At 72.1% G+C, this 25,774-nt stretch carries 22 protein-coding genes and 2 pseudogenes; 14 read left to right on the top strand and 10 right to left on the bottom strand.

Going from position 1 to position 25,774, the window contains the following annotated elements:
• Window positions 1-98: 98 nt before the first annotated feature.
• Together ABD932_RS43950 and ABD932_RS10025 are read left to right on the top strand one after the other, a co-directional pair.
• Window positions 99-173: pseudogene (locus ABD932_RS43950) on the top strand (SCO2400 family protein); the annotation flags it as partial.
• A 51-nt stretch (window positions 174-224) separates the two neighbouring features.
• Window positions 225-1,061, top strand: a complete 837-nt coding sequence (locus ABD932_RS10025; RefSeq protein WP_425587445.1) for an SCO2400 family protein — start codon at window positions 225-227, stop codon at window positions 1,059-1,061.
• A gap of 57 nt (window positions 1,062-1,118) precedes the next feature.
• On the opposite strand, the gene ABD932_RS10020 is transcribed toward ABD932_RS10025, so the two are convergent.
• On the bottom strand, window positions 1,119-2,483 hold the full coding sequence (locus ABD932_RS10020) for a diacylglycerol/lipid kinase family protein (RefSeq protein ID WP_345010836.1): 1,365 nt from the start codon (window positions 2,481-2,483) through the stop codon (window positions 1,119-1,121).
• Between the two features lie 100 nt (window positions 2,484-2,583).
• Between ABD932_RS10020 and ABD932_RS10015 the strand changes: the two genes are divergently transcribed.
• Window positions 2,584-4,020, top strand: coding sequence for a DUF2252 domain-containing protein (locus ABD932_RS10015; RefSeq protein ID WP_345010834.1), 1,437 nt, complete (start codon window positions 2,584-2,586; stop codon window positions 4,018-4,020).
• A gap of 66 nt (window positions 4,021-4,086) precedes the next feature.
• Here ABD932_RS10015 and ABD932_RS10010 read toward each other — a convergent pair whose 3' ends face one another.
• Window positions 4,087-5,397: a cation:proton antiporter gene (locus ABD932_RS10010; RefSeq protein ID WP_345010832.1), complete on the bottom strand. Its 1,311-nt coding sequence runs from the start codon at window positions 5,395-5,397 to the stop codon at window positions 4,087-4,089.
• 167 nt (window positions 5,398-5,564) lie between these two features.
• Between ABD932_RS10010 and ABD932_RS10005 the strand changes: the two genes are divergently transcribed.
• The 5 genes from ABD932_RS10005 to ABD932_RS09985 all read left to right on the top strand — a co-directional run bounded on the left by ABD932_RS10005 (window position 5,565) and on the right by ABD932_RS09985 (window position 9,045).
• A complete protein-coding gene (locus ABD932_RS10005; RefSeq protein ID WP_345010830.1) occupies window positions 5,565-5,981 on the top strand; it encodes a DUF7144 family membrane protein in 417 nt (138 codons plus the stop codon).
• Window positions 5,982-6,084: 103 nt separating this feature from the next.
• Window positions 6,085-7,338 (top strand): hypothetical protein, encoded by a 1,254-nt coding sequence (locus tag ABD932_RS10000; protein ID WP_345010828.1) that lies wholly within the window; start codon window positions 6,085-6,087, stop codon window positions 7,336-7,338.
• 89 nt (window positions 7,339-7,427) lie between these two features.
• Window positions 7,428-7,829, top strand: a complete 402-nt coding sequence (locus tag ABD932_RS09995; RefSeq protein ID WP_126391948.1) for an SHOCT domain-containing protein — start codon at window positions 7,428-7,430, stop codon at window positions 7,827-7,829.
• A 13-nt stretch (window positions 7,830-7,842) separates the two neighbouring features.
• Entirely contained in the window at window positions 7,843-8,463 is a 621-nt protein-coding gene (locus ABD932_RS09990; RefSeq protein ID WP_345010825.1) for a GAP family protein, read from the top strand.
• 177 nt (window positions 8,464-8,640) lie between these two features.
• Window positions 8,641-9,045: an SHOCT domain-containing protein gene (locus tag ABD932_RS09985; RefSeq protein WP_345010823.1), complete on the top strand. Its 405-nt coding sequence runs from the start codon at window positions 8,641-8,643 to the stop codon at window positions 9,043-9,045.
• Between the two features lie 15 nt (window positions 9,046-9,060).
• On the opposite strand, the gene ABD932_RS09980 is transcribed toward ABD932_RS09985, so the two are convergent.
• From ABD932_RS09980 to ABD932_RS09970, 3 genes are all read right to left on the bottom strand, one after another.
• Window positions 9,061-9,258, bottom strand: a complete 198-nt coding sequence (locus ABD932_RS09980) for a hypothetical protein (protein WP_250086262.1) — start codon at window positions 9,256-9,258, stop codon at window positions 9,061-9,063.
• A 101-nt stretch (window positions 9,259-9,359) separates the two neighbouring features.
• Window positions 9,360-12,062: a winged helix-turn-helix domain-containing protein gene (locus ABD932_RS09975; RefSeq protein ID WP_345010819.1), complete on the bottom strand. Its 2,703-nt coding sequence runs from the start codon at window positions 12,060-12,062 to the stop codon at window positions 9,360-9,362.
• A 167-nt stretch (window positions 12,063-12,229) separates the two neighbouring features.
• Complete coding sequence (locus ABD932_RS09970; protein WP_345010817.1) at window positions 12,230-12,682, bottom strand: MarR family winged helix-turn-helix transcriptional regulator; 453 nt, start codon at window positions 12,680-12,682, stop codon at window positions 12,230-12,232.
• 115 nt (window positions 12,683-12,797) lie between these two features.
• On the opposite strand from ABD932_RS09970, the gene ABD932_RS09965 reads away from it, so the two are divergent.
• On the top strand, window positions 12,798-13,796 hold the full coding sequence (locus tag ABD932_RS09965) for an NADP-dependent oxidoreductase (protein ID WP_345010815.1): 999 nt from the start codon (window positions 12,798-12,800) through the stop codon (window positions 13,794-13,796).
• Between the two features lie 107 nt (window positions 13,797-13,903).
• Window positions 13,904-14,323, top strand: a complete 420-nt coding sequence (locus tag ABD932_RS09960) for an organic hydroperoxide resistance protein (protein WP_345010813.1) — start codon at window positions 13,904-13,906, stop codon at window positions 14,321-14,323.
• A 148-nt stretch (window positions 14,324-14,471) separates the two neighbouring features.
• Here ABD932_RS09960 and ABD932_RS09955 read toward each other — a convergent pair whose 3' ends face one another.
• Window positions 14,472-15,623 carry a serine hydrolase domain-containing protein gene (locus tag ABD932_RS09955; RefSeq protein ID WP_345010811.1) on the bottom strand — a complete coding sequence of 384 codons (1,152 nt, stop codon included), beginning with the start codon at window positions 15,621-15,623 and terminating at the stop codon, window positions 14,472-14,474.
• A 9-nt stretch (window positions 15,624-15,632) separates the two neighbouring features.
• A complete protein-coding gene (locus ABD932_RS09950) occupies window positions 15,633-18,203 on the bottom strand; it encodes a M14 family zinc carboxypeptidase (protein ID WP_345010809.1) in 2,571 nt (856 codons plus the stop codon).
• Window positions 18,204-18,402: 199 nt separating this feature from the next.
• On the opposite strand from ABD932_RS09950, the gene ABD932_RS09945 reads away from it, so the two are divergent.
• Window positions 18,403-19,266 (top strand): hypothetical protein, encoded by an 864-nt coding sequence (locus tag ABD932_RS09945; protein WP_345010807.1) that lies wholly within the window; start codon window positions 18,403-18,405, stop codon window positions 19,264-19,266.
• Between the two features lie 71 nt (window positions 19,267-19,337).
• Window positions 19,338-20,156, top strand: coding sequence for an EI24 domain-containing protein (locus tag ABD932_RS09940; protein ID WP_345010805.1), 819 nt, complete (start codon window positions 19,338-19,340; stop codon window positions 20,154-20,156).
• 147 nt (window positions 20,157-20,303) lie between these two features.
• Here the strand turns inward: ABD932_RS09940 and ABD932_RS09935 are convergent, their stop codons facing one another.
• Entirely contained in the window at window positions 20,304-21,605 is a 1,302-nt protein-coding gene (locus ABD932_RS09935; RefSeq protein ID WP_345010803.1) for a pyroglutamyl-peptidase I, read from the bottom strand.
• Between the two features lie 87 nt (window positions 21,606-21,692).
• Window positions 21,693-22,637 (bottom strand): LysR family transcriptional regulator, encoded by a 945-nt coding sequence (locus ABD932_RS09930; protein WP_425587444.1) that lies wholly within the window; start codon window positions 22,635-22,637, stop codon window positions 21,693-21,695.
• Between the two features lie 49 nt (window positions 22,638-22,686).
• Between ABD932_RS09930 and ABD932_RS09925 the strand changes: the two genes are divergently transcribed.
• Window positions 22,687-23,097, top strand: coding sequence for a RidA family protein (locus ABD932_RS09925; protein ID WP_345010800.1), 411 nt, complete (start codon window positions 22,687-22,689; stop codon window positions 23,095-23,097).
• 8 nt (window positions 23,098-23,105) lie between these two features.
• Here ABD932_RS09925 and ABD932_RS09920 read toward each other — a convergent pair.
• A pseudogene (locus ABD932_RS09920) lies at window positions 23,106-23,210 on the bottom strand (TetR family transcriptional regulator); the annotation flags it as partial.
• A gap of 83 nt (window positions 23,211-23,293) precedes the next feature.
• Here ABD932_RS09920 and ABD932_RS09915 point away from each other — a divergent pair.
• A complete protein-coding gene (locus ABD932_RS09915; RefSeq protein WP_345010798.1) occupies window positions 23,294-25,729 on the top strand; it encodes a glycoside hydrolase family 3 protein in 2,436 nt (811 codons plus the stop codon).
• Window positions 25,730-25,774: the final 45 nt, after the last annotated feature.

Here is a 25,774-nt window from a genome sequence, read left to right as displayed (position 1 = left end):
TGACCCCCACCGACCAAACCGGAAACGCCAGTTCCGCACACAACCTTCACAGCAGCCGCTAGGAAAGGTATGCGTCGGTTCCTTAGTCTTCCCGCGTCATGGACTACTGCCACCCGTGCCGACGGCACCTGAATGGCGCCCTCGCCTGCCCCGGGTGCGGCGCCACGATCGAACAGCTACGCGTGCACGCGGGCGCGGGTGACGCGTATCCCCAGATGCCGCCCATGACCCAGCAGATACCGGCCCAGACGCCCGTGCAGGGCGCCGGGTACTCGTACGACGGGTATGCGGGGCAGTACGGGGGTGTCGCGTATGCCGGTGGCGAGTACGGCGGTGGCGAGTACGGAAGCGGCGCGTACGGCGGTGGTGAGTACCAGGACGAGTACGCCGCCCCTGAGAGCGCGTACCCGGCCGACGGCGACGCTCGCGACGACCGTGACGACCGTGATGAGGGGCGTGAGCGTGCGAACGACGACGACCGTCACCACGACGACGACCGTTACGACGACGACCTCGATGACGACGACCTGGACGACGACGAGTCCGCGGGTGGTGTGAGCCGTCGCGATCGCAAGGCCGCCGCGCATCGGCGCCGCCGTCGCCGGGCCCTGCTGGTCGCCGCGGGGTTCGTCCTGGCCGCGGGCGGTCTGAGCCTCGCCGAGCTCGGCATGGACGCCCCCGGCAGCAGCCCGAAGCCGGCGGCGGCCGGGGACGAGTCCGCCGAGGGCGCGGTGTCGGAAGAGGTGTCCGCGTCCCCGGACGCGACGGACGGGACGACACGCACGGACGGCTCACCGTCCCCGGGTCCGTCCACGTCCCCCTCGGCTTCGAAGTCGCCGAAGGACGAGGACAAGAAGAAGGACGACGAGGACAAGACCCCCGACAAGGGCGGCCAGTCGGCGACCACGGGCAGCGGCGGTTCCGGTACGTCCACCTCGGCACCCGCTCCCACGTCCGATCCGGAGACCCAGGCGCCGACGGCGGACCCGACCACGGCGGACCCGACCCCGGACCCGACGCCGTCGGAGACCTGCGACCGCTTCCTGTGGTGGTGCACGTAAATGGTGGTGCACGTGAACCGTTCGGTGGCGCACGCAGATGGTTCGCTTTCGCGAATCTCAGTGGGTGTGGCTACCTGAGGGAAGCGACCTTGGGAACGCCAGTCGGCCCAGGGCCCGCCAGTCCATCCGCGGCCGCGCCCCGGGCACTCCCGGCCGCTCGCGCGGCACCCGCACGCGCAGGGCGCCGGGCGCGACGCGGCAGGTGACCGGCGTGCGCAGCAGGAGCGCCTCGCCGTCGACGCCGACCGGGATCTCGGGGGCGTCGGAGCCGACCACCACCTCGGTCCCGGTCAGCAGGGTGAGTCCGCGCGCCTGCCGGCCCCGCAGCAGTCCGGCCGCCTGGGCGGCGTTGTCGACCTTGATGCCGAGGACACCGAGGACGCCGGAGTCCAGCCGCGGGCGTCGGCCGAGGCCGGCGGCGTCGCCCAGCTGGTAGGGGTTGTTGCTGATCAGGACCCCTTGGGGAGCGTCGACGACCACCTCGCCCGCGTGCACGGTCAGCCGCGGCCCGACCTGATGGGTCAGCAGGTCCGGGAGCTCCCGGAGGATGGTGTTCACCTTGTCGTCGCGGTAGGCGGGGCTCTGCACGACCGCCGCGTACACGCCGAAGGACGCGTTGTTCACGAAGACGCGCTCACCGATGAGGCCCAGGTCGACGCGGAGTTCGACCCCGTCGGTGAGGGCGTCGAGACAGGCCGACGGGTCGCTGCGGTCGAGGCCGAGGTCCATGGCGAAGTGGTTGCGGGTGCCGGCGGAGATCACCACGAACGGCAGGCCGTGCCGTGCCGCCACCCCCGCCACCAGCGCCTGGGTGCCGTCCCCTCCGGCGACCCCCAGCAGGTCCGCGCCCCGCGCCACGGCCCGTCGGGCCAGGTCGGCGACGTCCTGCGGGTGAGCCGGATCGAGTACGGCGACCTCGGCGCCCAGGGCCCGCGCCTTGGCCACCAGGTCGTGTCTGCCGACCTTTCCGCCCCCTGAGCGCGGGTTCATGATGAGGAACGGCGCTGCGGGCGGTGGGGTCGCGTGCTGCCGGGGGTGCGTCCGCCCGGCGTCGGTGCGCAGGGCGGTCCGTCCGATCAGCATCGCCACGGCCCACAGCGCCAGGGTCGCCAGCACGGCCCACAGCAGGCCCACTGCCGCGAGGCGCAGCAGCACCACGATCGGCAGCAGCGCGGCGATCGCGGCGGCGAGCACCCGGGCCGGGCCGTGCCGGGAGAGGGCCCACCACAGCGCGGCCGCGGTGGCGGCGAGCCCCGCCAGGCCGACGACCAGCAGTGCGAGGCTCCTGACCCCGGCGGCCGTCAGCAGCAGGGCGAGCGCGGCGGCCGCGACCAGCAGGGCCAGGCGCGCCGCCCACCGCTGAGCCGCCGGACGGGGACGATCGGGCGTGCCGGACGTCCGAGCGGGCTTCCTACCGCTCACGGAGGCATCTCACTGCTGGCGCCCCGGGCCCACATCACCTGTTCCGGGTGATCCCACCGGGTCGCCGGGCGGTGAGCATGCGGGCATAGGAGGTCCGGTCATGGCCACGATGCACGACGGTCCGCTCTCCCCGACGCACAACGGCGCACTCTCCCCGGCCGACCGTGCGGCACTCGGCAAGGAGGCACGCGCGCGTGTGCCCCGCTCCGCCCACGCCGCCTACGGGCCCGACGAGAAACGGCCGGACCCCGTCGACATCATCGAGCGGCAGTCCGCCACCCGCGTGTCCGAGCTGGTCCCGGTCCGGTACGGCCGGATGCTCGAATCGCCGTTCCGCTTCTATCGGGGAGCCGCGGCGATCATGGCGTCCGACCTCGGCGCCAGTACGCACACCGGGCTGTACGCCCAGCTGTGCGGCGACGCGCACCTGCTCAACTTCCGGCTCCTCGCCTCCCCCGAACGCCATCTCGTCTTCGACATCAACGACTTCGACGAGACCCTGCCGGGCCCGTTCGAGTGGGACGTCAAACGGCTCGCCGCGAGCCTGGTGATCGCCGGCCGGGCCAACGGGTTCCCGGCGAAGCAGTGCGACACCCTGGTGCGCGCCGCGGTCGCGTCCTACCGGGAGCGGATGTGGGAGTTCGCCGGACTGCGCACCCTCGACGTCTGGTACGCACGGGACGACTTCGACCAGATCGCGGAGCTGCTGCCCGAGCCGCTGGGCGAGGGGGACGAGAAGCGGGCCGTGCGGGCGTCGGAGAAGGCCCGGAGCCGCACGAGTCTGCAGGCGGCCGCGAAGCTGACCCGCGTGGTGGACGGTGAGCACCGGATCGTCTCGGATCCCCCCTTGATCACCCCTCTCACGGAGCTGCTGCCCGGCACGAAGGGCGAGGAACTGGCACACACCCTGCGGGAACTGATCTCCGGCTACGCCGACACCCTGACGTCGGAGCGGCGGCACCTGCTGAGCCGCTTCCACGTGGCCGACATGGCGCGCAAGGTCGTCGGGGTCGGCAGCGTCGGCACCCGTTGCTGGATCGTGCTGCTGATCGGCCGCGACGGCGAGGACCCGCTCCTGCTGCAGGCCAAGGAGGCGGGCGACTCGGTCCTCGCCCCCTACTGCGGCGCGAGCGAGTTCGACAACCAGGGCGAGCGGGTGGTGACCGGGCAACGGCTCATGCAGGCCGCCAGCGACATCTTCCTCGGCTGGAAGCACGCCACGGGCATCGACGGCCGCGAACGCGACTTCTACGTACGGCAGTTGCGCGACTGGAAGGGCATCGCCCGCCCCGAGACCATGGACCCCGGCACCCTGGGCCTGTTCGCCCGCCTCTGCGGCGCCTCCCTGGCCCGCGCACACGCCCGCTCGGGCGACCCGATCGCCATCGCCGCCTACCTCGGCCGCGGCGACACCTTCGACCGCGCCCTGGTGGACTTCGCCCAGGCCTACGCCGACCAGAACGAACGCGACCACCGGGCACTGACCGAGGCCGTGTCCGAGGGCCGCGTCACCGCCCGGACCGACTTGACGGCGTGACCCGACGGTGTGACACGGGGTCCCGTCCGGGGCAGAGGATGCGAGCGTCACGGCTGTGCGGGCCCGTCACCGCCTGGACCGACCCGAGGGCGTGGCACGGGTCCCTTCCGGCACGGACGTCCCCTCCCTCAGCCCACGTTCACCGGCCGCGGCGGAGGCGTGTGCGTACCAGCGGCCGTACCGCTTGGCGAGCGCCACGGCCGTGATGCCCTGGAGCAGGATGCTGAGGGCGACGGTGACGGCGACCGCGCGGCCCAGCGTCTCGGTTCCCGGTACGTGTTCCTCGACCAGGAGCAGCCCCAGGACGATCGAGGCGAGGCCGCGCGGCCCGAACCAGCCGATGTACGCGACCGTCGGCCGGCGCAGCCCGCTCCCGGCCAGGGCGACGGCCACGGGGATCATCCGTACGACCGTCAGGCTGAGCACGGCGTACAGGACGATCTCCCAGGTCAGGTGCTGCAGCGCCGGGCCGAGCAGCACTGCCCCGAAGACCATCAGGCTGATCGACGCCAGCAGCGCGCCCAGGTTCTCGGCGAACTCGGGTGTACGGTCCGGGCCCTGCGGCCGGCCGCCGGTCCGGTGGCGGCGCGCGGCTTGTCCGAAGGCGAACCCGGCGACCCAGGCCGCGATGAAGCCGCTGCCGTCGGTGAGGACGGCCAGTTCGTACGCCGCCACGGCGACGCCGAGCACGTACACCTGCCCCCAGTTCCGGGCGACCCAGCCGCGCGCCCGGGCCGCCCGCAGCAGCCGCCCGGCGACGTCGCCGGCCAGCCACCCCAGGGCGGTGCTGAGCAGCAGAGAGCGCCAGAAGGTGCCCGCGACGCCTTCCTGCGCGTAGGACGTGCCGGGGACGCCTGCGGCGAAGACGACGAAGAACGGCAGTATCAGGCCGTCGTTGAGACCGCTCTCCGCGTTGAGACCGTGGCGGACGAGCGGCGGCACGGACGGCTCGGACATGGCCGTCTTCCCCACGGCCGCGTCGGTCGGCGCGAGGATCGCACCCACCAGGGCCAGCTCCCACACGGTCAGCCCGGGCAGCAGCGGCCACGCCAGCAGCCAGCCCGCGGCGATGCACAGCGGGAGGCCGATGCCGAGCAGCCGACCGGGCAGGAAGCCGCCCGAGACCAGGTCACGACGCCGGACGGCCATGGCGTCGGTGAACAGGACCAGCGTCAGGGCGGCCTCCATCAGCGCCGTGACCGGGGCGGCGTAGTGCTCGATGTCGACGACGTCCAGGACGGCCGGACCGATCAGAACACCGCTCCCCGTGAACACGATCGCCGAGGTGACCGGCGTGGCCGACAGCCGGCGCGAGCCGAGGGCGTAGGCGGCGGTGACACCCGCCACCGCCAGTCCCGCCCAGGCACCATCGCTCATCGCGCCGACCTCCTCGGGCTGGCGCCCAAGTTCCCGGGCTCCATGGCAACAGAAAGGCGGTCGGCGCGACCTCACCCTTCCGGGGTGACGACGGGCGCGGCCCTCGGGGATCAAGCTCGGTGGTGTACGGCTGCGCGACGCAGCCCGGTGAGGAAAGGAGGCCGGCCATGGCCACCAGCGCTCGTCCCCAGCATCGAGAGGGGGCGCCTGCAGCCGCCACCGGCCTGACGCTGTTCGCCGGAGTGATGCTGTTCATCGCCGGGATCCTCGACGTCTTCCGGGGGATCATGGCGATCGCCGAGGACGATGTCTACGTCTCCACGCCCAACTACGTCTTCAAGTTCGACCTGACCAGCTGGGGCTGGATCCAGCTGCTGTTCGGGGCGATCGCCGTGGTCGTGAGCTTCGGCCTGTTCGCGGCGAAGACGTGGGCGAGGGTCGTCGGCGTGGGCATCGCGGCACTGTTGCTCATCGCCAACTTCCTGTCCATCCCGTACTACCCGGTCTGGTCGCTGACCCTGATCGCGCTGTACGCGTTCATCATCTGGGCGCTGTGCGTGGTGAAGCGGGACCCACTCGGTTAGCCGAGGGCCGCTCGCCCGTATGGGCCCGCTCGACGTGCCCTTACGGCGGTGCGCGGACGCAATGGAGGGGTAGGGAGGGGCCCCTGGCAGACCTGGAGTCCGCATGAGCGCCGCGCACAAGCCCTCCGCGCCCGGCCGCATCGCCCGGGCCACGGCCTCCGCGGTGCTGATCGTGGTCACCTGCGTCCTCGTGCCGGTCGCACTGATCACGGTGTGGGTGCACGACATCGCGCTCGACACCGACCGGTACGTGTCCACGGTCGCCCCGCTGGCCACCGAGCCGGCCATCCAGGACGCGGCCGTCCACCGGATCTCGGAGGCCGTGGACGTCCGTATCGACGGCGACCAGGCCGCCGCGGAGCTCGCCGGCTGGCTGAGTTCCCAGGGCCTGCCGCCCCGGGCCACCGCCGCCGTACGGGGGCTCGGGCCGCAGATCGACTCGGCCGTGGACGGCGCGGTGAACAAGGTCGTCACGCGGATCGTGCACAGCGACGCCTTCGCCACCGTGTGGACCAACGCCAACGAACGGGCCCACAACGCCGTCGTGCACGCCCTCACCGGTGAGGGCCGGGGCGCGGTCGGGGTAGAGGGCGGCACGGTCACCCTCGATGTCGGCACGGTCGTCGAGCAGGTGAAACAGGAGCTCGTCGACGCGGGGCTGTCGCCCGCGGCGAACATCCCCGACGTCGACAAGCAGCTGGTGCTGTTCCAGTCCGAGGAACTGGAGAAGATCCGCGAGGGTGCGCACCTGCTGGACGAGGTCGGCTACTGGCTGCCCGTCCTCACCGTCCTGATCGGCGTGGCCGGCGTGCTGCTGGCCCGCCGGCGGCGGCGCGCCCTGGTCCGCACCGCGCTGGGCGCCGCCTTCGCCTGCCTGGTGGTGGTCATCGCCCTGGTCGTCGTACGCCGCTTCTACCTGGACCATCTCCCGGCCGCCGTACAGTCGGACGCGGCCGCGGCGGCCGTCTTCGACACGCTGCTGCGCTTCCTCAAGTACGCCCTGGTCACGACGATCGTGCTCGGCGTCGTGGTCGCGCTCGGCGCCTATCTGATCGGCCCCGGCCGGCTCCCGGTGGCGATCCGCCGCGCCTGTGACCGCACCGCGGACAAGGTCGCCGTCTGGGCCGACGGGCACGAGGTCCGGGCCGGACGGGCGGGCGTGTGGGCACAGACCTACCGAAGCTCGATCGCCCTGTCGGCCCTGGCGATCCTGGCCTTCGTCTTCGCGGTCTGGAACCGCCCTACCACGGTCACGATCCTGGTGTTCGCGCTCGTCCTGCTCGCCGCCCTGGCGGTCCTGGCGCTGCTCGCGGCCGGCGGCCGGGTCGAGATGGCGCGGGCCACCCGTGAGGGGTGATGCCGGACGGAACGGCCCGGCGCACGGTGAAGGTCTCGGGACTCCACGAGCCGCGCAGTGATCGCGGCAGTCGGCCGACGGAGGCGACCATGGACTACCCCCTGCTCGACGTCTTCCTCACGATGCTCTGGTTCTTCCTGTGGGTCATGTGGATCATGCTGCTGGTCCGTGTGGTCGTGGACATCTTCCGTGACGACACGCTCAGCGGCTGGGGGAAGGCGGGCTGGACGCTGATGGTGTGCGTGCTGCCGTTCCTCGGCGTCTTCGTCTACCTGATCGCCCGCGGGCGCGGCATGGGCGAGCGCGAGCTGCGCCAGGCCCGCGACCGTGAGCGGGCGTTCCGCGCCTACGTCCAGGAGGCCGCCGCACCGGCCGCGAAGCCGCCGGGTGCCAAGGCGGACGAATTGGGCAAGCTGGCCGCCCTGCACGACAAGGGCGCCATCTCCGACAGCGAGTACGAACAGGCCAAGTCCAAGGTCCTGACGTCCTGACGCGGGTGCCGCCGTGAACGGACTGAACGTCCTGCCCCTGGCCGTGACCATGATGCTCGGCCCGCAGATCATGTCGGCCATCATCTTCGTCACGACCCCGCGGGCCGTCCGGGTGTCGCTCGGCTTCCTCACCGGTGTCGCCGTCGCCGCCACCGTCGGCACCGCGATCATGATGGGCCTCGCCTCACTGCTGGACCTGGGCGATCCCGACGACTCCGGGTCGACCGGCAAGATCATCCAGTATGTGCTGGTCGGCCTCCTCGCGGCGGGCGCGATCAAGAACTGGGTCCGGCGGGAAACCATCCAGCCACCGAAATGGCTGGGCGCGCTCATGTCGGCGGACGCCAGGAAAGCCTTCAAGGTCGGGCTGCTCGTCATCCTGCTGATGCCGTCGGACATCCTCGTCATGCTGACGGTGGGCACCAACCTGGCGCAGGCGGACGCGAACTTCGCCGAGGCGTTGCCGTTCATCGCGGCGACCGTGCTCATCGCCGCGCTTCCGCTGCTGGCCCTGCTGCTGTTCCATCACAGGGCGACCGCCGCCATGCCGCATGTGCGGGACTGGATGAACACCCACAGCTGGCTGATCAACATCGTGGTCTGCGTGCTCTTCATCGTGCTGATCCTCGCCTGAGCACGTCCTGATCCTCGCCGGACCGCGTGCTGATCCTCGCCCGGCCGCGGCCTCGGCCCACGGCGCACACCCCACCCGTTCCGGGTGATGCCCTCCCCGCCCGGCGGGCGCAGCGTGGACCTCATCAGGCTCCGAGTGCCGCCGTGGCGCCACGGCGGCCGGCATGTGGAGGCAACAGTGGACGACTATCCGCTGCTCAACGCATTCCTGACGATGCTGTGGTTCTTCCTGTGGGTCATCTGGTTCGTGATGCTGTTCCGAGTCTTCGGCGACATCTTCCGGGACCACAAGCTGAGCGGGTGGGCCAAGGCGGGCTGGACGGTCTTCGTCTGTGTGCTGCCGTTCCTCGGCGTCTTCGTCTACCTGATCGCCCGCGGCCGCGGCATGGGCGAACGCGACGTGCGCCAGATGCGGCGGCAGGAGGAGGAGTTCCGCTCCTACGTCCAGGAAGCGGCCGCCGAGGCCCCGCCGACCGGGCCCACCCACGCGGACGAACTGACCAAACTCGCCGGGCTGCACGACCACGGCGACATCACCGACGCCGAGTACGAGCGGGCCAAGGCGAAGGTGCTCGCGGGCTGAGCGTCACTCCGGAAGTCATTCCGGAAGCTGACGGAACTCCACCACATGCAGGCCCAGGGACTGGAACCGAATCAACAGGCCGTACAGATGCGCCTCGTCGTTGACCTGGCCGTACAGCAGGGTCTGACGAGGGACGACGAAGCTGTCCAACTCGGGGAACGCCGTGGTCAGCTCGTTCGACATCTGCCCGTCGACGCGGATCTCGTAGAGCATGTCCCCATGCTGCGGGGCCGGGGGACCGGTGGCATCACCCTCGCGAGGTGACAGGCCCGGGCCCCCGGCGAGGTGCGATCCCAGGTCCGCGTGGACGCGGCTCAGAGCAGCCCGAGTTCGCGGGCCCGGCGGACCGCCTCGCCGCGCCGGGTGGCGGCGAGCTTGCGGTAGATGCTCTTGAGGTGGGTCTTCACCGTGTTGACCGACAGGTGCAGATCGGCGGCGATCTCCTCGGTGGACATGAGCTGGGCCAGCCGCTCCAGGACGTCCTGCTCCCGCGCGCTGAGCGGCTCCGGGCGAGGGCTCGGCGACTCCTCCCACGGCCGCGCGTCGACAGGCCGCCGTGAGAGGGCGCCGGTCAGCCAGGCGTGCTCCCGGGCGAGCACGGGCCGGTGCAGCAGCAGCCGCCGGACCCACGGCCCCGCCTCCAGGAACGGCCGCCGCAGATGATGCGGGCGGGCCGCCGCGAGGGCCTTCAGGAGCAGGCTCTCCGCGGCGGCGGAGTCGCCGAGCGCGTCGACGGCCTGTGCGCGGGTCAGCAGGACCCACACGTCGATGACCGGTCCCCGCTTGCGGTGGTCGGGGAGGGCATCGAGGATCCGCAGCGCCCGTTCGCTCTCACCCGCGGCCGCCCGCGCCCGTGCCTCGGCCACCAGGCTCTCCGGGCCGTGCGCCGGCTGTTCCTCGAAGACCTTCACCGCGGCCTGCGGATCGCCGTCGGCCAGCAGTGCCGCGGCCATGGCCATGGCGATGCGGTCGCTCACCCACGGGGAGGGCTCGGCGGAGACCAGAGGCCGGCACGCCAGGTCGTCGAGGGCCAGGAGCGCCGCCCGGGAGTCCCCTCGCGCGGAGAGCAGCCGGGAACGCAGGATCGCCAGCTCCACGGCCACGATCGGATCGCGGCAGGCGGCGGGGGTGGCGGAGGTGGCGGCCGCCCGGTCGAGGTGCTCCCGCGCGGCCGTCAGATCGTCCCGGTCGATCGCCACGGCGGCCAGCACCAGCTGGGCCATCCCGGTCCGGTCGGACACCGCCAGCCCCGAGTGCTCCGCCTCGGCGATCGCGCCCCGGGCGTGCGACTCGGCCCGGCCGGGCAGGCCGTACAGGAAGTCGATCAGCGCCAGTCGGCTCAGCGCCTCGTGCCGGGGGAAGGCCGTCGCGGGGCCCTGGGCGGCCCGGACGGCGTCGGACAGCGTCGAGCGGGCGGCATCGAAGCGGCCCGCCCACAGTTGGGCCGAGCCGAGGTCGGTGAGCATGAGGGCCGTCAGCTCCGGACACTGCTCCAGCCGGTTGGCGGGCAGCGAGCGCTCCTCCTCCGCGACGGCCCGCGCCGCCGACTCGGCCATGTCCGCGGAGCCCGCCACCCGGGCGGCCAGCACCCGCAGCACCGCACAGCTCAACCGCACGGCCGCCGCGTCGCCACCGTCCCCGTCCGGCAGGTTCTCCTCCGCCCGCTGCAGATAGGCCACCCCGCGGTCGACGTCGTGGTGGGCCAGCTCGCGCGCCGCGCGCACCAGGTCGGGGGCGGGCCCGGACACCTCCGGCGCCATCCTGGCGAACAGACCGTCCAGCCGCTCGGCGGCCAGCCCCGTCAGCAGCCGGCCGATCGCCAGACGGTCGATGAACTCGGCGGCGGCCAGCCCCCAGTCACCCGCGTCCGCCGCGTGCGGCAGGGCCTCGTCGAGCAGCCCCGCCCGGATCAGCCACCTGGCGGCCGTACGGTGCAGCTCGGGCTCCAGGCCGGGGTGGCGCACGCCCAGGTGCACGCGCAGGATCTCGGCGAAGAGCGGGTGCAGCCGGTACCACGAATGCCCGATGGGCTCGACGAAAGCGTTCGCCCGCTGCAGCTCCTCCAGGATCGGCTCCGCGTCGTCCCGCCCGGTGAGGGCGTTGGCCAGATCGGGGTGGGTCTCCTCCAGGATGCTGGTGCGCAGCAGCAGGTCCTGGGTCTCGGCGGGGTGGGCGCGCAACACCTCGCCGAGCAGGAAGTCGGCCACCGTGCTGTGCCCGGGCTCGAACTCCTTCAGGAAGCTCTCGGGATCATCGGCCCGCTGCGCGGCCAGGGTGCACAGCCGCAGCCCCGCCGCCCAGCCCCCGGTGCGTTCGGTCAGCACCCGCGCGGCCTCGGCGGACAGCGGCAGCCCGTGCCGGTCGACCAGGGCGGCGGTCTCCTCGGCGCGGAAGGCCAGGTCGTCGGCGCGGATGTCGACGAGTTCACCGGCGGCCCGATAGCGGTACAGCGGCAGCAGCGGCTCCGTACGGCTGATGACCACCAGGCGCAGTCCCGCACCGGCGTGCCGCAGCACGAACTGGAGCCCGTCGGCCACCTCGGCACAGTCGGCCACCCGGTCGAACTCGTCCAGGACGAGGACCACCCGGGAGTCCCGCCCGTTCAGCCAGGCCGCGAGCCGGGCCAGCAGCGAGTGGTCCACCTCGCCGGGGCGGGCCGGGCTGCCGATGTACTCGGGCAGGGCGACCCCATGGTGCCGGAAGGCGTGCAGGACGTACGCCCAGAAGACGCCGGGCGCGCTGTCCTCCGGCTCCACGGTCAGCCAGGCGACGTCCCCCGGCTCACAGGCCGCGATCCAGTCGGCGACCAGCAGCGTCTTGCCCGCCCCCGCGGGGCCGTTGACCAGCGTCAGCGGAGTGCGCGCGCCCTCGGCCAGTTGCTCGACGAGCCGTTGTCTGCGCACGAAGGTCCCGGGGACGGCCGGCACGGTGAGCCGTGCGGCGAGCACCGGATCGCCGTTCGGAGCCAGCGCCGTCATGCTGGGATCGCCGTGGCCCTCTCCTACGGAGTACGACATCACGCCCATCACAGACCTTATGGATGCCCGAGCGGGGTGGTCCGGGGGCCGCGCGGCGGTAGCCGCCCGTCGACACCGTCCCCGGGAAAACACAGCACACCCACGCTCCGATCCTCGCCTCGGACCAGGAAGCCCGCAAGTGACGCTTCAGCCCCTCAGGGCCTGCGTCAGACAGGACCCGCGTCCACACCCAGCATCCGCCGCAGCAGATCCCGCAGCGCCTGCCGCTCCCCCTCGGAGAGCCCGGCGAGGGGCTCCTTGGCGAAACGCAGGGAGTCCCGCAGGCTGCGTGCCACCTGGCGGCCCTCCTGGGTGGCCGCGGCGAGCTTCACCCGGCGGTCCGCCGGGTCCGGGCGACGCTCCACCAGGCCCCGGGACTCCAGCCGGTCCACGATGCCGGTCACGTTGGACGGCTCGCACCGCAGCTTCTGCGCCAGCTTCCGCATCGGCAGCGGCTCCAGCGACAGCAGGCTCAGCAGCCGCGCCTGCGCGCCGGTGAGGGCGTGCTCGGCGGCGGCCTCGTCGTACTCCTCGTGGTAGCGGGCCACGACCGCGCCGATCAGGTCGACGACTTCGAGGGTCAGCTCGTCGGGGCGGTGGGTCTTCTGTGGAGTGGCCATGCTCTCAGGGTAACCCCGTTACTTGACATCCTGAAATATTCAGGAGCATGGTTGTTTCAGGTACTGAAGTAAAAATCCACGCCGCGAAGCGTGAACCGGAAAGGCGCACCCCCCCATGAGCAACCGCGAATGGCACCTCCTCTCCCGCCCCGTCGGCTGGCCCAAGGACGAGGACTTCGCCCTGGTCGAGGCCGAGATGCCGACGCCCGGCGAGGGCCAGGTGCTCGTCCGGAACAAGTACCTCTCCGTCGACCCGTACATGCGCGGCCGGATGTCGGACGCCAAGTCCTACGTCGCCCCCTTCGAGCTCGGCAAGGTCATGCAGGGCGGCGCCGTGGGTGAGGTCGTCGAGTCCAACGCCGAGGGCATCGCCGTCGGCGACCACGTCCTGCACTTCTTCGGCTGGCGCGAGTTCGCCGCGGTGGACGCCAAGACCGCCGTGAAGGTGGACCCGCAGGCGGCGCCCCTCTCCACGTACCTCGGTGTGCTCGGCATGACTGGCCTCACCGCCTACGCCGGCCTCCTGCGCACCGCCTCCTTCAAGGAGGGTGACTCCGTCTTCGTCTCCGGTGCCGCGGGTGCCGTGGGCAGCCAGGTCGGCCAGATCGCCAAGCTCAAGGGCGCCTCGCGGGTCATCGGCTCCGCCGGGTCCGACGAGAAGGTCAAGCTCCTGGTGGAGGAGTACGGCTTCGACGCCGCGTTCAACTACAAGAACGGGTCGGTGAGCGAGCAACTGCGCGAGGCCGCACCCGACGGCGTCGACGTCTACTTCGACAACGTCGGCGGTGACCACCTGGAGGCGGCGATCGGGCAGCTCAACGTCCATGGCCGGATCGCCATCTGCGGCATGATCTCGGTCTACAACAACACCGAGCCCGCCCCCGGCCCGAAGAACCTCGCCCGCCTCATCGCGACCCGCGGCCGCGTCGAGGGCCTCCTGGTCGGCGACCACTACGACCTTCAGCCGCAGTTCGTCCAGGAGGTCGGCCCCTGGGTCGCCTCGGGCCGGCTCAAGTACCGCGAGACGGTCGTCGAGGGCATCGAGAACAACCTGGAGGCGTTCCTCGGGGTCCTGCGCGGCGACAACACCGGAAAGATGATCGTCAAGCTCTGACATCCTCGGACGCCTACTACGACTTTCCGGTATGCGGTAACTTCTTTCCGAAACCGTCGTCGATCGTGGGCGCGAGTCGCGGCGGACCGAGGAGGAGAAGACACCGCATGTCCATCCAGCAGACCGACGTCCTGTACACGGCCACCGCCACCGCCGAGAACGGCCGCGACGGCCGTGTCGCCACCGAAGACGGCAAGCTCGACGTCGTCGTCAACCCGCCCAAGGAGATGGGCGGCAGCGGCGCCGGCACCAACCCCGAGCAGCTGTTCGCCGCCGGCTACAGCGCCTGCTTCCAGGGCGCCCTGGGCGTCGTCGCCCGCCAGGAGAAGGCCGACATCTCCGGCTCGACGGTGACCGCGAAGGTCGGCATCGGCAAGAACGACGACGGGTTCGGGATCATCGTCGAGATCTCGGCGGACATCCCGAACGTCGACGCGCAGACCGCGCGCGACCTTCTTGAGAAGGCCCACCAGGTCTGCCCGTACTCGAAGGCGACGCGCGGCAACATCAGCGTGACGCTGGTCTGACACCGCTCGTTGCGTATGACGGAGGCCGCACCCCTGGACGTGGGGTGCGGCCTCTGTGTTGATGGCTCGGTCGCCTGCGGGGCGCCCTATGCCGGTGTCGTTGGCCCAGTGAGGTTGGTGGGCCGTCGCCGTTGGATGTTGTTGGCCGTCAGCTCGCCAGCGCCGCCCGATGTACCGCCCTCACCAGCCGTTCGTTCTCCGGTGCCGCTCCTCCCGGGAAGGCGCAGCGGCGGCGGGTGTAGCCGTAGGCCAGGCCGCTGCGGGGGTCCGCGAAGGCCTGGGAGCCGCCTGCTCCGCTGTGGCCGAAGGTGCCGGCGCCCAGGAACGGGTACAACGTGTCGGCGAGTGCCTGGAAGCCGAGGCCGAAGGACCTGTGCGCGCGGGCCACCAGGTCGTAGCCGGTCGAGTGGATCTGGCCGACCTCGGCGACGGTGTCCGGCTTCAGGAGCGGCGGGCGGCCGTCCACCTCGCTGATCGCCGCCGCGTACATTCCGGCCAGCCCGCGCGCCGCCGCGACCCCGCCCGCCGACGCGGGCCCCTTCGCCCGCACCGCGCGGGAGTTGGGGTAGTCCACCAGCTCGCCCGGATTCGGCACATGGGCGTTGTACGCGATCGACGCCAGGGTGTGCGGACCCGTCGGCACCGCGTCCAGTACGGCCTGCTGCTCCGGTGTCGGGGCCATCGGCCGCACGGAACGGAAGCGGGGCTCCAGGTCCTCGGGCAGACCGAGGTGGAAGTCGAGGCCGTACGGCGCGCGTACCCGCTCCTCGTAGATCTCCTGGAGCGTTCGGCCGGTGGCACGGCGTACGACCTCCCCGGTGAGCGCGCCGATGACGAGCGCGTGGTAGCCGAAGGCCGTGCCGGGGCGCCAGAACGGCCGCTGGTCCGCGAGGCGTTCGGCGATGGCCTGGTCGTCGGCCAGCTCGTCCTCGGTGAACCCGGCGTCGATGCCGACCAGCCCCGCACGGTGCGCGAGCAGGTCGCGCAGCGTCAGGCCGCCCTTGCCCTCCACGCCGAACTCGGGCCAGTAGTACGTCACTTTGCGGTCCAGCTCCAGCGTGCCCTCCTGCACGAGAAGCGCGACCACCAGGTGAGCGGCGCCCTTGGTGGACGAGAACACGCCGTAGAGGGAGTCGGCCTCGCAGCCGTCACCGGTCCACAGGTCGACGACCTTCCGGCCGTGCACGTAGGCGCACAACTGGCCCTCGTAGTCGGGGAGTTCCCCCGCCACGAACGAGGCGAACTCCTCGCGCACCGCCTCGAAGCCGTCCGCGACGGTGCCGTGGATCCCTTGCGTCATCCGCTCTCCTCAGTCTGAGCCGCTTGCGACTGCCATGCTGAACAATGCCCGCCCCACCTGCGCGAATTCCCCCTTCGGGTGGTCCCGGAAGAGTGGTTCGGTACCGAAGAGCACCGCGTGCGGGCCACTGATCACCGAGGCCCGTCCGGCCGCGTCCGCCGGGCCGCCGGAGCCGTCCTCCGACTCCCGCCAGTGCCCGGAGACGAGCGGGTTCCCGGTCGCGTACGACTGCTCCACCCGGACCTGCGGCCCGAGGTCCGTGAACCACACGGGCGCGTACACGAAGCCGTGGTCCGGGGCACCGGACATCAGGGCGCCACGGGAGTTCACGACCCGCACCACGCCGTTGGCGTCCCCGTTGCCCTCGACCGGCTTCGCGGCCAGCAGCCCGGTCGCCGAGCCGAGCGCGGCACCGCCGGCACCGCGCCCGACGAGGCCGTGTCCGTCGAGGAAGGCGTCGAGGGCCGTACGGGCGCCGGGGGTCAGGTCGTCGTGGTCGAGGCCCGCCGACACGAACAGGGCGTCCACCGACGACCAGTCGAACCCGGCGTTCAGCACGTCCGTCGAGACCGGCGTGACCTCGAAGCCCATCTCCCGCAGCGCGAACAGCTCGCCCGGCGTGACGGCGGCGGCGACGCGGGTGCGGTGGAGCGGGGTGGTGCCGGAGAGCTTCGTCGCGTGGAAGGCGACGTCGTACGTACGGGCGGCCTGTGCGGCCTGCCGTCGCGCCGAGCCCGGCACGATCGCACTGCCGTCGGCGGCCTGCCGTACCGAAATGCCTTGCCTGAGCAGGGAGTTGAGGGCCGCGATCTCGTTCGGGTCGTCGAGCCGCAGCCGCAGGTCGCCGCGCGGGGCGACATAGGCGGCGGGAGCCGCCGCACGGACGGGGCGCAGTACGCCGTACGGCACCCCCGGCAGGGTTCCGACGGACGCGCCCCACAGCCGGCCGAGGCTCCAGCCCGAGATGTCGTACATCGCCGACACCTTGTCGCTGATGTCCCGCCCGTCCGCGAGGAGCACATTCGCGAGCCCGCGCTTGGGCTGGCGCATGTCGACGACGTAGGAGCCCTTGGCGTACGTCGTCCCGCCGAGCCGGAAGGCGTGGGCCGCGCGGGTGACGCGTACGTCATTGGCGAGGAGGTGGTCGACGAGGCGGGCGGCGGCGGTCGCCGAGCGCTGGGTGCCGGTGCCGGCCGGGATGACGTAGGCGCGGGGGAAGCTGGTCGTGTACACGTCCTCGGGGCCGATGCCGGGGACGCCCGGGACGGTCTCCTCGGACACCGGCACCTGCGCGGCGCCCGCTGCACCCCGCCGGAAGACCTCGATCTGGTCGGCGACCAGCGAGGCGCGCCTCGCCTGTACGAAGTCGAAAGTGGCGCGCAGGGCGGCCCCGGCGACGTCGACGTTGATCGCGGACCGGCGGCGCAGCTCGGCGGTCGGCAGGGTGTCGTACTCCTCGTTGTTCACCGCCATCGGGATCTCCACCGTGTGCGCGGCGACCGTGCCGTGGAAGGCCGCGTACTGCGGGGTGAAGATCGGCGGCCAGTCGTCCCAGCCCTCCTCCTGGTCGCGGAACGGTATCTGCGCGGGCTCGACGCCGTCCTTCCCGGGTGTGTAGCCGAGGCCGTTGACGGCGGCCTCCATGCCGAGGGCGTTGGCGTAGGTGTTCTTCAGGAACAGGTCGTACTCGTAGTTCTCGCCGTGCGGGGGAGTGGTGGGCTCGATGAGGGTGCCGTTGACGTAGCCGTGCAGGTCGAGCATGACGGCCGGCTGCTTGTCGACCATGATCTGCCGCATCGCCCGCACCTCGGGCTGCGTGGCGGTGACGAAGTCCCGGTTCATGTCGAAGCCGTTCGCGTTGGTGCGCGTGCCCGCGATACGGCCGTCCGGGTTGGCCGTGATGTTGAAGTAGAGCCGGCTGTGGGCGAGCAGGTCGCGCGTCCGGCCGTCCGTGGCGGTGGCGAGGCGCTCGATGGCCCTGAGGGAGGCGTCGGTGCCCTCCCACTCGTTGCCGTGGATGTTGTTGTTGACGAAGACCGGCGCCTTGTAGGTCTTCCTGATCTCGGGGGACTTGGCGGCGAGCGCGGGAGCGCTCTCGATGAGCTCGCGCATCCGCGCCTGGGCGCGGGTCTGGCGGGCGCTCTCCGGGGCGGTGACGGTGACGAGGTAGAGCCGGTGCCCGCCGGCCGAGCGGCCGGCGACCTCGACGCTCACCCGGTCGCCGAGGGCCTGCAGGGCGTTCAGCTTCGGTGCGACGGCGTGGTACGGGGTGAGGCCCAGCTTGATCGACTTGTCGGCCGGGTTCTCGGGGTCGGGGGTGAGGACCTGGCGGCGGGGATAGCCGCGGCTGTCGTCGGCGATCGCCTCGGAGCCGGCCTCGGCGGTGGCCAGGGCCCGCTGGGCGGCGCTCGTGGGCGTCCGCGCCGCGTGCCGGTCGAGCGCGGCCTCGCGGTGCGGGGGTTCGGGGTGTGGGGGGTCGGCGACGGCGGTCTGCGGGGTGAGCAGCAGGGAGCCCGCCGTGGTGAGGGCGAGGGCGGTGAACAGGACAGGTCTCGCAGGAACGGTTCTCGTGGTGCGCACGCGTACCTCCTCCGGCTTCCAAAGATCGGTACGGCGAGGTGTACCTGTTCGACTCAACGGCAACAAGGGGGAGTTGCCGTCACAGATGCCGTCACAGATGCCCCGGACGGCCCATGCGGGGGCGTCCGCAGGGGCATGCTGTTGAGCGGCACCGCCCCCGACAGCGGCAGGACGAACGGCTGAACGGCGAGGAGAGCCCATGGCTACGATCCCCACGCTCCCCAGCAGAGACGACGTACTGCGCATGGCACGCAGCACGACCGACATCACCGGCCAACTCCTGGACACGGCCGGGAACATCACCCGTATCGCGATCAACACCTTCGACCCCAGAGACGGTTCGGGCGCCGAGGTCCTGCGCGTACTGCGGCAGACCACCGCCGAACTGGCCGAGGCGAGCGCATCGCCGCAGGCCCAGGAGGCGTTCTACCGCATCGTCGAGACCCTCACCCGCCTCGGCACCAGCGGCGCGCCCCTCGCGGTCCACCCGCTCAGCGAACCGGCACACGCCCTGCTGGCGGCCCTCGGCGACAGCCTGCTGCCGGTGCTGGACGCGGTGGAACCCGCTGTGGAGGAGTTCGCGACGGCGCTCGGCGAACTGGTCGAGGCAACCTCGCCCCTGCTGCCGGCCGCGGCCGGCCTGGCGGCGGGCACGCTGCTCGCCCTGACCCCGCTGCTCCGCTCCGCGGCCGAGGTCCTGCGCGAGTCGTCCCCCGAACTCCGCCGGATCGCCGACGCGTTGACGGCCGCGCTGGCTACCCTGATGCCGCTCCAGGTGGCCCTGGCCGAACGCGCGGCCGCCGCCGGCGCCAACGTCGTCCGCGTGACCCTCCCACCCCTCGCCGACCTCACCGAGGCAGCGGCGGCCACCACGAAGGCGGCCCGCCCGGTCCTCATCGCCGGGGAGGAGTTCCTGGTGGCCGGGCTGGAACGCCTGCAGCCCCTCCTGCTGGCCGGGGCGTCGCAGGCGGGGCGGGTGGCACGGGCGTTCGCGGTACGGGTGTCGGCGGCGGTGAGCCCGGCGGCCGAGCAGGGGGTCGTGGTGACCGTCACCCCCATGTGAGGCGGTGACGGTGACCAGGCCCGAAAACCACCGTGACTCCCGTGTGACACCCCCGGACTAGAGTTCCTTCCATGCGCGATCTTGGTGTCGGTTTCGGATATCTCCTCAAGGGCCAGCGATGGGTGGCCCGGCACGGCAAGCAGTACGGTTTCGGGCTGGTCCCGGGCCTGATCACCCTGGTGCTCTACGCGGCCGCGCTGGTCGCGCTCGCGCTGTGGGGCCAGGACTTCGTGTCCTGGTCGACGCCGTTCGCCGACGACTGGTCGAGCCCCTGGCAGGGCCTGTTCCGCGGCCTCCTCACCGCGGTCCTGTTCGCCCTGGGCCTGCTCCTCTCGGTCGTCACCTTCACCGCCGTGACGCTCCTGATCGGCCAGCCCTTCTACGAGAACCTCTCCGAGAAGGTCGACCGGGACGTCTCCCCCGACGGCACCGCCCCCGAGTCCGGCCTGCCGCTCTGGCGCGAGCTGTGGATCTCGGGCCGCGACAGCCTGCGGATCGTGCTGCGCGCCGCCGTCTGGGGCGTGCTGCTCTTCGCCCTCGGCTTCATCCCGGTCGTCGGCCAGACGGCCGTACCGGTGATCGGCATCGCCGTCACGGGCTTCTTCCTCACCGAGGAACTCACGGCCGTGGCCCTCCAGCGCCGCCGGGTGGAACTCCGCGACCGCCTCACCCTCCTCCGCGCCCGCAAGACCCTGATCTGGGGCTTCGGCACCCCCCTCGCCGCGGCCTTCCTGGTGCCGTTCGTCGCGGTGTTCCTGATGCCGGGTGCGGTGGCGGGGGCGACGCTGATGGCGCGGGAGCTGATGGGGGAGGAGACCGAGGAGGGGCGGGGCCGAGAAGACGCGCCCTCTGACGGATGGCCGGCGCACTCCAGCCCGTCCGGCGTCTGAGGCCCAGGTAAATTCAGCCCGTCCGGCGTTTGAGGGCGAGGCCCGTTCAGGGCCGAAGCGGGGGTCCGGGGGCGGCAGCCCCCGGGGACGGGACGGGTAGGGGCGGCGGGGCGAAAGAACCCCGATGCCCGCACCGACACCGAACGCCTACGAACCCGACGGCGACGTCAACGCCGCATCCACAGCCACCCCCAAGATCGCCCGCACCTGCGCGACGATGTCCACCCGGTTCCGCACGAACTCCGGATCCGTCACCACCCCCGTCGCAGGATCCGCGTTCCCCGCCCCGAACTGCAGCACCGGCGTGTGCACATGCCCACCCGGCAGCACATCGTGCAGCCCCAGCCGATCCCGCAGCAGCGTCGCCCGATAGGCGATCTCGTTGGAGAGGTAGTTCCCCCCACCCCCGGCCCGCGCGACGGACCCCGCCGTCGGCCCGTCCGGCCGCACGACCGGCTCCCCGCCGCCCGCCGGAATCTCCGTCACACTCGTGTTGTCGTACACGGGAAAACGACCGGTGCTCGCGGCGACGATCTCCCTGTACGGCAGCGTCGTAGACGTCCACTGCGGCTGCGAGGCCGGGTCCACGACAGGGATCGTCTCGGTCCGCCCGATGTTCTCGTTGTCCGGGAACCCACCCCGCCACGCCCCGTTGGTCCGCTCGATGTCGAACCTCCCGACCCGCCCCTGACTCACGGTCGTGAACAGATCGACCTGCTTCAGATACGGCCGCAGCGTCCGCTCCACCGTCCCTCCCCCAGTGCCGAAAGCCTGGGAGGTGCCCCCAGCGAAGTCCTGCCAGCGCACCGGGAACACGGCGGTCTCCACCCGCGCCGGCCCGTCCGCCGTCTCGATCACCGTGCCGTCGAGCGCGAGCGCGGTGGCCCCGGACGGGTTGGAGATACGGATGTCCCGATCGAGGGTGAAGGGGTCGAACCCGGTCACGAGGACCCTCCTGATCCCCTTCCCACCGTGCGGGTAGCGAAGGTCACCCTGCCCCCGCGAGCTCCGCTCCAGCGCGTCCAGCAGCGCACGCCGCTGACCGTCACTCAACCCGAACCCCGGCTCCCACGTACGCACCTCCCGCGTCATCGACAACCGCGCCCAGTACAACGGCCGATCGTCGTCCCGGCTCAGATCACCGCCCGCCGGCCCCCGCCCCTGCGCCCGGTCGACCGCCCTCCGCCACAGCCGCGCCCCCTCGCGTACGACGACGAGGCGGGCCTCGGCGTAGGAGCGCGCGGTGCCGAGGTCGCGGGTGAAGTCCGCTGTCAGGGCGTCGAATCCGGAGCGTCGCAGGATCTCCTGGGGGACCGCCTTGTCGAGGCGCTGTTCCTCGACGGTCGGCGTGGGCGCCGTCTCGGCGGCGGACGCCCCGGTCGTCGGGGCCGAGAGGCCGGCCATCAGGGCGAGGCCGAGGACGCCGATCCGAACGCGTATGGAATTCAAGGGAGTTCCGGTCCTTCCGTCACGGTGGGGGGTGTGGCAGAGCGTGCGTCGTGCGGGACGCCGGAAGTATCGCCTGGCGGGAGTGGTCTACGCCATGGTGCGGGACATCTTCCCCGCCGCCTCCCGCAGCGCCCCCAGGAACTCCTCCCCGGCCGGCGACAGCGACCGCCCCCGCACCGTCGCCGCGTACACCGCCCGCGCCGGCCCGCCCTCGTCGAGCACCGGCACCAGTCGGACATCCGGCCGCACGGACCCGGCGGCCAGCGCCGGCACCAGGGCGACACCGAGGCCCGCGGCGACGTAGCCCTGCTTGGCGGTCCACTCCCCGACGACGTGCGCGACCCGCGGCCGGAAGCCCTGCCGCAGGGCCGCGTCGAGAAGGGTGCCCTCCGGGCGGGAACTGCCCGAGATCCAGTCGGCGTCGGCGAGTTGGCCCAGCCGCACGGGCCCGTCCCGGTCCACCAGGGGGTGCGCGGCCGGCACGGCGACGTACAGGGACTCGTCGAGAAGGTGATGGACCTCGTACGCCTCCAGCGGTGCCCGGCCGGTCGTCGAGACGACCGCCAGATCGAGGTGGCCCGCGGTGAGCCGGTCCAGCAGGACCGGTGTGAAGCCCTCCTCGCGGGTCACGTGGACGCGTGGGTGGCGGGCACGGAAGGCGGCCAGCGCCTGCGGCACCAGCCCCGCGTCGGCCGTGGCGAAGGCCCCGAACCGCAGCCGCCCGCCGGCCACTTCACGCAGCGCGGCCAGCTCCCGCACGGCCCCCTGCAACGACTCCGCGACGGCCTCGGCGTACGGCACGAGAACCCGCCCGGCCTCGGTGAGCCGCACACCCCGCGGCAGCCGGTCGAACAGCGGGGCGCCGCCCAACGCCCCTTCCAGCGAGGAGATCTGACGGGACACCGCGGACTGGGTCCACCCGAGCGTCCGCGCGGCCACGGTGAACGAGCCCTGTCGGGCGACCTCCAGGAACGCCCTCAGCCACACGGTGGACAGCTCGGGAAACTCATGCTGATTCGGCATGCCTGCCATGCTGGACATTCGCTTGTCGCATCTCAAGCCCGGACCTAGCGTCGACGCCATGCAGATCACCATCGACAACCCGGCCGCCGCACCCCAGCCCCTCAGCCCGTACTACTCCCAGGTCGCCCGCGTCGAACACGCCGACGGCAGCGCCCTGTTGTTCCTCTCCGGGCAGATCGCCGAGGGCGCCACCGTCGCCGAGCAGACCCGCGGCATCTTCGAGACGATCGCCGCGCTGCTGAAGGCCCACGGGGCCGGCCTGTCGGACGTCATCAACATCCGCACCTGCCTCACCGACATCGGCACGCTGGAGGAATACGGCACCGTACGGCGGCAGTTCCTCACCGGCACCCCGCCCACCAGCATGACCTTCGAGGTGCCGAGGCTGTTCCGGCCGGAGGCTCTGCTGGAGGTCGAGGTCGTCGCCGCCGTCAGCGCTGACCCGTCGGGTTCTCGCCCAGCAGCCTGAGGAAGTCCCGGAGCGGTGCGCTCGGGCGTGAGCCCGTTCGGCAGCCGGTCGCCGTACTCGGCGCGCAGCACCTCCGCCATGCTCGCCCGCACGCGCGTGTACCGCTCGGTGAGAATTGATGGTTGCGGTTTCGAGTGCTTCGCAGGTGCCGAGGAAGGGATGGAGACGTGCACGGACTCAACGAGGAGGCATCCCGATGGCGGGAACCCGCACCCAGGCCGATGCAGCACGTGAGGCGGTCGTAGAGGCCGCTCTCGCCCGGCTCGACCTCGACGCGAAGGCGCGGTTGCTCTCCGGCCAGGACACCTGGACCCTGCCCGCGCTCCCCGAGATCGGCCTGCCCTCCCTCGTCATGTCCGACGGACCGATCGGCGTCCGAGGCGTCCACTGGACCGCCGACGACCCCTCCGTCGCGCTGCCCTCGCCCACGGCCCTCGCCGCCACCTGGGACCCCGAACTCGCCCGCAGGGCAGGGGTGCTGCTCGCCCAGGAGGCCCGCCGCAAGGGTGTCCATGTGCTCCTCGCCCCGACCGTCAACCTCCACCGCTCCCCGCTCGGCGGCCGCCACTTCGAGGCGTACAGCGAGGACCCGTACCTGACGGGGACGATCGGCGCCGGCTATGTGAACGGCGTCCAGTCCGGCGGCGTCGGCACCACCGTCAAGCACTTCGTCGCCAACGACGCCGAGACCGAGCGCTTCACCGTCAACAACACCGTGAGCGAACGCGCCCTGCGCGAGCTGTACCTGGCGCCCTTCGAGATCATCGTCGAGAACGCCCACCCCTGGGGCATCATGACCGCCTACAACACGGTCAACGGCACGACGATGACCGAGCACCACTATCTGGTGAACGAGGTCCTGCGCGGTGAGTGGGGCTTCGACGGCTACAACGTCTCCGACTGGATGGCCGCCCGCGACACCGTCGCCGCCATCGAGGGCGGCCTGGACGTCGCCATGCCCGGCCCGCGGACCGTCTACGGCGAGGCCCTCGCCCGGGCCGTCCGCGACGGCGAGGTGACCGAGGCCAAGGTCGACGAGGCCGTACGCAACGTCCTGCGGCTCGCCGCCCGCGTCGGCATCCTGGAGGGTGCCGAGCCGGTCGTCACCGAGCTGCCCGAGGCCGTCGACGGCGGCGACCTGGCCGGCGAGATCGCCCGCCGCTCCTTCGTCCTGGTTCGCAACGAGGGCGCCCTTCCGTTGCGGCCGAACGGCAGCGTCGCCCTCATCGGAGCCGCCGCCCGCGACGCCCGCGTCCTCGGCGGCGGCTCCGCCACCGTCTTCCCCGACCGGATCGTCTCCCCGCTGGACGGACTCACCGCCGCCCTCCCCGAGGGCGCCCTCACCTACGCCGTCGGCGCCGACCCGAACACCGAACTCGGCGTCGCCGACAAGGGCTTCGAACTGCGGGCCGTGTGCCGGGACGCGCAGGGGAACGTCATCGGCACGGGGTCGGCGCCCAGCGGACAGATCCAGTGGATGGGCGACGACCTCCCCGAGGGCGTCACCCACGAGGCACTGCACACCGTCGAGCTGACCGGCACCTTCACCCCGCGCGCCACCGGCCCGCACACCTTCGGCATCAAGGGCGTCGGCGCCTTCACGCTCACGATCGACGGTACGACGTACTACGACGACGTCCAGCGCCCCGCCAAGGACGACCCCTTCGCCGCCTTCTTCGGTGCCCCCGTACCCCGCGCCCAGCCCGAACTGACCGCCGGCGAACCGGTCGACGTCATGCTCGGTCACGTCGTCGAGTTCCCCGAGGACACCCCGATGAAGGTCATCGGGTTCACGCTCGCCCACCAGGAGCCGCAGCGCGACCCCGACGAGCTGATCTCCGAGGCCGTCGAGGCCGCCCGCGACGCCGACACGGCCGTCGTCGTGGTCGCCACCACCGACCGGGTCGAGTCGGAGGGCTTCGACCGCAAGGACCTGACACTGCCCGGCCGTCAGGACGACCTGGTCCGCGCCGTCGCCGCCGTCAACCCGAACACCGTCGTGGTCGTCAACTCCGGCTCCCCGGTGGAGCTGCCCTGGCGCGAGGACGTCGCCGCCGTGCTGCTGAGCTGGTTCCCCGGCCAGGAGGGCGGCGCGGCCCTGGCGGACGTCCTCACGGGCACGCACGAGCCCGGCGGCCGGCTGCCCACCACATGGGGCTCCCTGGCCGACGCCCCGGTCAGCCGGGTCGTCCCGATCGACGGCGAACTCCGTTACACCGAGGGCGTCTTCATCGGCTACCGCGCCTGGGAGAAGGAGGGCCGGGTCCCGTCGTACCCCTTCGGGCACGGCCTCGGCTACACCGACTGGACGTACGAGTCCGCCGAGGCCGAGGGCACCACGGTCACCGTCCGCGTCCGCAACTCCGGCGGGCGCGCGGGACGGGAGGTCGTGCAGGTCTACCTCGCGCCGGCCGAGACCGACGCCGACCGTCCCGCGCGGTGGCTGGCCGGGTTCGCCGGTGTGGAGGCGGGCCCGGGGGAGACGGTCGAGGCAGTGGTCGAACTGCCGCGCCGGGCCTTCGAGACGTGGGACGAGAAGACCAATTCATGGACTTTTGTGAAGGGTTCGTACGAGATCCAGGTGGGACGCTCGATCGCCGACCGTCGAGTGGCGACGACGATTAACGTCTGACCCGGGAGAAGTACCCCAGGAACAGCCCCGGTCCGGGTCCTGACG

This window comes from Streptomyces shaanxiensis (assembly GCF_039537145.1).
Lineage (GTDB): Bacteria > Actinomycetota > Actinomycetes > Streptomycetales > Streptomycetaceae > Streptomyces > Streptomyces shaanxiensis.
The sequence above is the reverse complement of the archived record's forward strand: the minus strand, read 5'-3'. Positions and strand labels throughout refer to the sequence as shown.